Raw genomic sequence first — 8,729 nt, forward strand, 5'->3', positions numbered from 1 at the left:
AAATCTAGGTAACATAAGGGTTTTTGAGCAAATTCGCGATAGATTAGAGCGCGAATTTCCTCTGAATCACTTATGCCATCTAAGCCTTTCTCCATCTACATTCTTCAAAAGTTTTTGAGAAGTCCTGGAGGTCCTGATTTTCTACTTGATTTATTTCCATCGATCTGTTATAATTAAATTATCCCGAAGGATGATTTGGGATTCAGCCCTTTAGAGTTAAAGTAAGGTCGAACGGTAACGGGTAACTTGCAGCAAGATCCCTCCTTGGGAGATCCTCAGCAGTTCCCGTTCCATTAAGAGAAACAACGAAATAGGAAGGTGTATCAAGTGGCAACTGGTCGTGTCAAGTGGTTCAATGAGAAGAAGGGATATGGTTTTATATCCCAAGAGTCGGGTGAGGACGTTTTCGTCCATTATACCGCCATCCAGGCCCGTGGATTTAGAACCCTCCACGAGGGCCAGAGGGTGAAGTTCGACATTGTCCAGGGAGCCAAGGGCCCCCAGGCCGCCAATGTCGTAGTGATCGAATAACAAGGACGGGACAACAGTCGGCTTAGACCGATATCCCAAAAATAGATGGCCGGACCGAACAAGTTAGGGCTGGTTTTCGGTCCGGCTTTTTTATTCCTCTTCCTCCTCTTCAGTTAGCAGTTCATCAAGCTCTTCCCAGCTTATCTCGTTTAGCTCGCCGGAGCTTAACTTTTCTCCTACCGACTGTATATCGTTCCTATACTGCACGAGGTTGCTCAGATATTTATCCCTGGTTATAGCTTCGGCCTCTTCATGCCCTTCTCTAAGGCATTCAGCGCAGAACTTCCCGATCTCGGATATCCCCTTGTCAAGTTCCTCTATCGCCCCTACGTAATCTATCTTCATCAGTTTGAGCTCAGCATTGGCTATGGCCCTCATCATAAGCATATATCCCTTATATTGATATATTTGCCAGGCGATCTCCGATGGGGCATACTTTTTGGCGAAATCGGATAGTCGTATGTTAATCGTTGTATCCCTCTTGACGTCCTCCCATCTCTTTATGCTGGCGAATATGAGATATCTGAGGTATCTATCCGTAGCCTCGTTGAAAAGGGCGGTCCAATCCTCGGCCGTCAACGCAAATCCCTCATCAGAACCGTGTTTCCTCACATAGTCTTCATGTTGTTCCATGAAATAGTCATAATATGAATCCCTACCATGTGGCCTTTTGCCATCCGGCCTGCCGGTAACGTAGATCCTGGTGATCGTGAAGGGATTGGAGCGTATCAATACCACATCTCGTCCGTCGGAGCTTTTCAACACCTTAATGGGTTTATCGGAGTCGAAATCCACCACATCTATTACCTCATCTATCATGTCCACGATGTGTCGATCCATACTCGTCTCCCAGAGGTGAGTTCGATCTTAATTATACCGGATTGGTCCTCACAGAAGCAACCCTACAGATTCTCATGGACGTCCTCCTCGAATTCCACACCCTCTGTTACTTTCGGGCAGAGCATCGAGTTGCTTCCGGTATATTCTCCAACGCTCCGACGCAGGAAGAGCTTGGAGGATCTGTCACGACCCGCTCATCAGCCTCGATCGCTCCGTAGACGAACACCCGAGCTTCGATCAAAACCCTTTAGCCATGGCTTATTTCCCTCCCCAGATCAGGTCGCCGAATGCCCCGAGCAGATCGTATTTACGCCGCCAGGTGGTATACATGAAACCCCTGACATTTGATGTCTGCTTCGCCAAGTCAAGCCATCCCTTCACATCCTCCAGCGTGTCAGCGTCATAGTAACAGGCGATCAGCATGCGAAAGCCCTGATCGGCAAAGAAACGAAGGCTACTCTTACGCGGAGCTCCACCCCAGACGGCGATGATCAGATCTTTCGGCACATAGTTCCACGAACCGGTGAAATCGCCCTCCACGAGGTAATAGTTGGAATGTGCGTTATGGTTCGGATCGAGCATGTCAGACCAGATGTAGATCTCAACCTTCGGATTAAGCTTCCTCAGTATCTCGACCTGCCTGGTTATACACTCTCCCAGAAGCCGGGCCATATTCCTACCACGGCAGGCAGCGCATGAACCGCCCATGCGGATCTCATCCATGCTTAGAAGAACCTTGTGGAAATGCAGATGCTCCCATAGCAACCTTGCCTCATGCTCCCAGATCTCATAAAGCTTCGGCTCAGCCATACAGACCGTCACCTGGCCTCTACCGATCACCATAGGGTGGTACCAACTCACAAGCAGCTTCTGTCCTTCCTTGATCCGGCTTCCGGGGAGGATCTTCAACGTCGGTGCGGGCCGATCTACCTTTCGAAAGTTGAAATGAGGATCGACTAAAGGCGCATAATCCCTTCCCTCCTCATAGATGATCGACCTGTCCTCACTCTTGACCGTGACGGGAGTTCCGGGACGACGCAGGACGTTCAACGGTCCGATCTCCTCGATTCTCCAATCGTCCAGCCAGAGCCTTCCCTCCTTAGCGCCCCACACACCAGCATAGATTTTAACGCTATTGAAATCCAGACTGTTGAAGGTCATCGATACTTTGCGCCAATCGGTCGTGGATGATATCTCAAAACTTCGAGGGGCCAGATTGCGTTTGCACGCCAGAACCAGCAGTCGGAAACACCCTTCCGGTCGTAGTCCTTCGGTTTTGACCCAGATGCTCATCCTATAGCAGCGGCACGGCTTTACGCTGATCTCCTGCATCACCCTACCGTGTCCGTGCGGGTTGGCCGTAAAGTTCTCGAACCGGATCGAAGCTTTGCCGCTGTGTCTGATCTCGGTGTCAACGAAGCTGATCGTTCCGGGTTGGTCGTGGAACTTATATCCCTTGAACCTTTTCCCCTCGAACTCCTCAAACCCACCGTTAACGATCCGAACGCTCGGATCAGGCACATGTCTTGCCTCACTGCCCCGCACGACGAAAAGGGCATCTATGACGGGCAGACCCTCGGCGAGATTGCGGTCGTGCGCCAAGACGGAACCGCCATATCCGACGGAGAAGATGGAAGGGATGAGTTCCAGCCCATATCGCTCACATGCCCTTTTGATCCTTTCGAGCCTCCGGAAATAATCCTCGTCCTGCATGGACAACCTGTCCAGCCCTGCCGACATCACGGCGCCATTATAGCCGTGTTTGGAAGCTGCCTCCAGGATTTTCTCTATATGTCTCACATCCTCATCGCTTCCCAGCCCGTATCCGAAGATCCATACGAATTTATCCTGATAGCTCTGTGCCATGCTCAAGCCCATCGCCCCCATAATCAAGCAGATCATTATCACCTCACATACTTCCTTCATCTTTTCAACCTCCGATTTTATCGCGTCATAAACATATCATGTTTCGCCACGATCATATCCATCCGCGCCATACCGTCGAACTCCACACGTGACGTTCAGAATCGAGAGATATTGTAATCGATGTATCGAGGGAAATCAAAGGATTTTAAAATCCCCTGCTTCCCTTTCGGTTGAGGAAGATATCGATGAACTGAACCTCAACAACGATGAGAGAGGTAGGTGATCGGGATAAATGAGCAGCGACTTCGTCAGGCCGTCGGCGTCCCTACCAGCGAGCCAATCCGCCAACAGGGACCGCTGTCGAGCGAGCAAGTTGATCCTCGACACCTCCTTAAGGTCGACGGTTTAGGTTGAACGTGCCCCTTGCGAAATACCGCCGGAAAGCCTCCTGAACGAGGCTTTCCTGAAGGCTACCGTCTTCCCTGATCCTCACCGTGCCGCGGTTCGAGTAATAATGGAAATGCCATCCGAACTGATCGAAGATCCTGAAGTAATCCATCAACAGCGTGATGGCACATCTGTTGTGGTAGATATCCTGTTTGGTCTGCTCAAACGCGCCGAACTCTCCCAGATGTATGGGTGTTCGATGGTCGATGCTGAATCGGAACGCCGGTATCCATCGGCGGAGTATGTCCCGTATATCGTTCCTCTCGTTCGGCCACCGCTCCGGCAGTCGGAACTCGTAGTCGTGGAAGCTATAGATCGTCAGCGGATCTCCCGTCACCTCCAATGACTCGAAAGCGGCTTTCGGGAACGGCTGGGCGCCAGGCCCCCAGGGCGGGATCGTCTCGACGTAGATGAGATGAGACCTATCGATCTGACGGATGGCGTTTGTGATTTTTCTGGTGAGGATGTTGTAGGCGTGGGGTTCGCGCGATTCGGGCTCGTTTAGCAGATCATAGGCGACGGCATCGGAGGGAAGATCCTTACACTTCCGGGCGAGCGTGCGGAAATGCTCGACCACATCCGGCACCCACTTCTCATCGGTGTTGAAGACGTGCTGCAATCCCTGCTCCAGACACCACCTCAGCGTTCTCATCGCCCTCTCGCCGGTCTGGTTATGCTGGGGACGGAAGCTGTTGGCGCCGGTGCTTTTGATCAGCTTTATCTCCGTCAGACTCCCCGGCTCACCTATATCGGTCGGGCCGAAACAGAAAGCCGTGAAACCACCGAACCGTTTGAACGGATCGAGCGGCACGCGGTAGACGATATGGTTTTCATCCACAACGTCTATCTCATCGCCCCACACTCCTCGCGAACCCAGGTTTTGAGTTTCGCTCAGAACTTTCAGTCCGGGATACCTTCTCATCAGACCGTATGTCGCCAGCGGCGGGAGAGGTGCCAGCTTAAGCGGCTTAGTCCCCCACTCATCCTCAAACTCCAGGTAATTATAGACATCCGCCACGATGATCGCCCATCGATCGTTCGGATCGGGTATGAACGCTTCGCTGAACGTTATCGGGTAGTTGAGAAGAGCCCTCGACCAGAGCCTGCAGACGCGTATGTATCGCTCGGCTTTCCCTTCGTTCAGGGGTTCTCCGGTCATTATGCGCGCTTGGATCAAAATGCCGCGCCATTCTTTAAACGGTTTCAACAGGAAAAGCCTGCATCCCGGCTCATCGAATTCGATCCTCACCCCTGCGGTCACACCTTCATCGTTCATCTCGAACCTGATCGATTTGGGATGTCTGAGGAATACGATCTGCACCGGTAACCCTCCGCCGCGGGAGAGATCGCTGACCAGTAGAACCCAATTCTCGCTTAGCTCCCCGTCCTTTGCCCTATCGTAGACGACCCCGCTTTCATCGGGCCTGAGGCCGACTACCTTCCCGCTCAGAACAGCCCAGAGGCAAACCGGTCCGGTGTTCGGCGGTTTTTTGTAGACTCGGATCGGCTTCAGCTCATCCCAACCTCTGATGACAAGCTCCTTCCCTCTGATCGTGACCAAAGCGGCCGGGGAGAGAGGACTTGCTAAAACCTTGACGGGTGGATCGAACCTGAGTCCCCATCCCGAGACGTCGTTATCCAGCAGTGACGTCGTATCGAACCAGCCGAACTTGTTATCGAGGCAGGAGCAGAGGTCGTTTATGAACCTGACCTTCCGCATCGATTCCCTTATCGCCTTCCCCCGTCGGAGGAGCTCGAGGGCCTGATCGAAATCACCGTTTCGGATCGTCATTTCCATCTCATTCAGGACATCCCTCAGCTTCTGAGCCGCATCGCGGTAGACTAAGATCTCTTCCTCCGGTGCTTTCAGCGCTTGAAGCCCTATGACGTGGTTCTCCAGGTTCACGGCCTCATCAATGAAGCAGACGTATCCCGTCAGCGCCTCCGCCGCTTTGTATAGCTCTCCCAGTTCCCCCTGATCCTCCCGATTCAACGTTTCCTCCGCGAAGTTCAAAACCCATTCCGGCAGCCGCTCGGGCCCGGCCCAGCCATGGGATTCCCAATCGAGCATGGCGAATCCCTTTTCGATCAGCATCTTCAGCCGCCATCGGGCGTCCTCATCCCACCGTCTCAACCGTTCATCTCTCAATCGCTGACAGATCCCCCTTAGCTCCTCGTCGGAGATCTCGACGCCTCCGCGTTCAGGGATGACCTTCACCGGGAACCAATCGGAATCGTCGAAATCGCTCTTCATGCAATCCTCCCTCTCGAGGACCGTCAGGGGCGGGAATTTCATAACCCTCCACCTCTGAGGGTCGCTCTCGATCCGGGTTCGAGAACCGTCCTCGTATACCACCGCTCCCTCCAACGAGAAACCGTTCGACGTCGTGCTGATCACCAGAGCGTTCTCGCCCGGGCGGAGCAGGTGGGTCAACTCGATATCTATGGGGTTTGTGATCTCCCCCTCACCCTTCTGGAGGTATTCGGTTATCTCCTTACCGTTCAGGAAGATGTAGGCGAACCAAGAGGCGCGCATGCGGAGCCCTGCGTGATCGATGGGTTTATTATCATCGACCTCGATGACCGTGCGGTAAAGAACAGGGCATCTCCTGAACAGGTTCGTCTTCCAGAAGAGAGAGCCCGGAGGAAAATCGGGTTCCTTCCCCCTCCAATCCGCCCTGATCCATGGGCCCCCCAAGGCAAGCTCAACTGGAAGTAGGAGCCCCAACCATATGAAAAGCTGAACCTTGAACATGACCTCTATCCTCCCTCCGTCCGTTTTCACCTGAGGATATACCATGCAGATGATAACAGCTATGAAGGGTGGGGTTAATCCCTTCAATAGGAGCGGGGTTTCCTCACCCTGGTATCATGGCTTTGAGGAGACATCATGAGGAGAGATGAGTCAAACGCTAATACCGCTGATATGACAACCGCCTTGAACTGATCTGTAGGTCAGGCGCGTGCGGCAGCTTATGCCTCCTCATACATCGGATTGAGCGGATCGAGGTTTAGATATAACTGTCGCTTGGGTTCATAAAGCTGAATGTAGCTCCAGTTGACCCCACAGAGGATCTTCCTCTCGTTTGCCAATTTGATGAATTGGGCGCGGAACCTCGCTCGAGTTGTTCCAGGAGGCTCATCCATGGCTTTTCTGATCCGCTCATCGGTGAGGATCCTCTCGACCTTCCCCTCCCTCTCCAGGCGATAATACGAGCCTTCCTCCGGGAGGAGTATGTGATATCTCAGATCTGCCTCCACAAGCTCAGGTGCGCCCCAATCAAGCCCGTGCTTCTCTCTAAAGCTTTCAAGCAGACGTCTCTTGATGATCCAGTCCACCTTGCCGTCCAGCTTCATCGGATCGTCGGCCAGACAGCTCAACGTATGTTCCCATCTCTCCAGTATATCTCCCACCGGCGCCCACTCCCACCTATGGATATCCCTTACCAGAGCCTCCGATTCCAGGGCATCGAAGTAGGCTTTCGCCATCTCGAGATATTCCCTCTGAATCTCAACGGCTGTGAGTTTTCCTCCATCTTCCAGCTCCAACTTTTGCGTAAGCGAAAGGTCGGACGCCACCTGACGCAGCGCCTGGATGGGATCTCTAAGCGCAAGGTTCCTCTTTATGAAACCGTCCTCGATCATCTGAAGCACCAGGGCGGTTGTGCCGATCTTCAGGTAGGCGCTCCATTCGGACATGTTGGAATCGCCCACCAACACCTGAAGTCGGAGATACCGCTCCTTGTCGGCGAGCGGCTCCTCCGGAATCCTTATCATCCCATCCCTTCCGTCGGTGGAGATCTCCGTTTCGATGTGATGTGCCCTCTGCGATATCAGATAGGAGCTGTCGCTCACCCTCCCCGCCCCGGCGAATATCATCCGTGTAACCAGGAAGGGAATCAACCCCGATCGAAGTTTTTCCAAGCTTATCCTATCCTTGTAAAGGAGGTAGTTCTCCTTGCATCCAGGCTCCTTTCCCGGCTCCTGAAGGTTGACCTTGAAGATCAACATCCGGCTTGGAAATCCGTCGCGGCCGAGCCTCTCCTGAGCCTTCAATGCCAGCGACATCAATATTCGCTCCCCGGCCTTCTCATGGGCTATAAGTTGAGCGATATCGTCGCATTCAGGTGTGGAGTATTGAACTCGATTTTTCGACGGACAATGGAGCCTTGCGCCGTTCTCCAGAAACACGTCAGGATATATTCTTCCCGCGAAGATTCCTCGAAACAGGCACAGGACTGCGTTCTGGTTGGCCGCTTCCTCATTTTCCCAAAGGAGATCATATTGATTGCCGATCCCGTAGATACGACGCCTCAACGGTTTTTTCTTCAAGATGGCCTCCATCTTAGACACCTCCTCAAGCCGTTCCACCGCCATACGCAGGGGAACGGAAATGGAGGCAAGGGGAAGCTCCTTAGATACCCTTTCTCTGAGCCGTTTTTTCGCCGTCTGCAATCTTCCGGAGACGGTTGACACCGGCACCCTCATCGCGTCCGCTATCTCCTGGTAGGAGAAACCCTCAAGGTAAAGTATGAAGGTGCGCCGGCTTTTATCGGGCAGCGTCTCGACGGCTCTGACGATGAACTCGGATAGCTCTTTTTGCTCCGGCAGATACTCGGGATTCACGGAGCCGATCGAGCTCGGGTTCGGCAGCGAGTCCAGGGATATCAGCTCCTCCCTTCGCCTCCTCAAAAGCGAGATACATAGGTTAGTCACGATCCGATAAAGCCACTCGGCGAACTTATCCCTGTCCCTGAGTTTATCGAGGTTCCGATACGCTTTCAGGAACGCCTCCTGAACGATATCCTCGGCGTCAGCCAGGTTCTTCACCTTTCTCAGGGCGAACTCCAGCAGAGCTCCTCTGTATTTTCTCACCAGATGACCGAAGGCTTCCCTATCGCCTTTCAACGTCGCCTCGACCAGACCGGCGTCTATGGATCGCACGATCAATACCCCCGCCTAAGTTGGAGTCGATTTTATGTCTTAAATCCAAGAGGTTATACTTGATCATCCAGAGAAGATTACAGAGAAAACTTTCTTTTGAA

The 8,729-nt window shown here is 53.0% G+C and carries 5 protein-coding genes; 1 reads left to right on the plus strand and 4 read right to left on the minus strand.

The features are described from left to right. Positions 1-327 precede the first annotated feature (327 nt). Positions 328-531: a cold-shock protein gene (locus J7M22_17775; protein ID MCD6508453.1), complete on the plus strand. Its 204-nt coding sequence runs from the start codon at positions 328-330 to the stop codon at positions 529-531. A 90-nt stretch (positions 532-621) separates the two neighbouring features. Here J7M22_17775 and J7M22_17780 read toward each other — a convergent pair whose 3' ends face one another. From J7M22_17780 to J7M22_17795, 4 genes are all read right to left on the minus strand, one after another. Then, positions 622-1,371, minus strand: coding sequence for a DNA helicase UvrBC (locus J7M22_17780; GenBank protein MCD6508454.1), 750 nt, complete (start codon positions 1,369-1,371; stop codon positions 622-624). A gap of 258 nt (positions 1,372-1,629) precedes the next feature. Next, positions 1,630-3,297, minus strand: coding sequence for a hypothetical protein (locus J7M22_17785; GenBank protein MCD6508455.1), 1,668 nt, complete (start codon positions 3,295-3,297; stop codon positions 1,630-1,632). Between the two features lie 331 nt (positions 3,298-3,628). Beyond that, entirely contained in the window at positions 3,629-6,439 is a 2,811-nt protein-coding gene (locus tag J7M22_17790) for a cellulase family glycosylhydrolase (protein MCD6508456.1), read from the minus strand. Between the two features lie 218 nt (positions 6,440-6,657). Further along, entirely contained in the window at positions 6,658-8,628 is a 1,971-nt protein-coding gene (locus J7M22_17795; GenBank protein MCD6508457.1) for a sigma-70 family RNA polymerase sigma factor, read from the minus strand. Positions 8,629-8,729: the final 101 nt, after the last annotated feature.

The organism is Candidatus Poribacteria bacterium, assembly GCA_021162805.1.
In the GTDB taxonomy this organism is placed as follows: Bacteria; Poribacteria; WGA-4E; order B28-G17; family B28-G17; genus JAGGXZ01.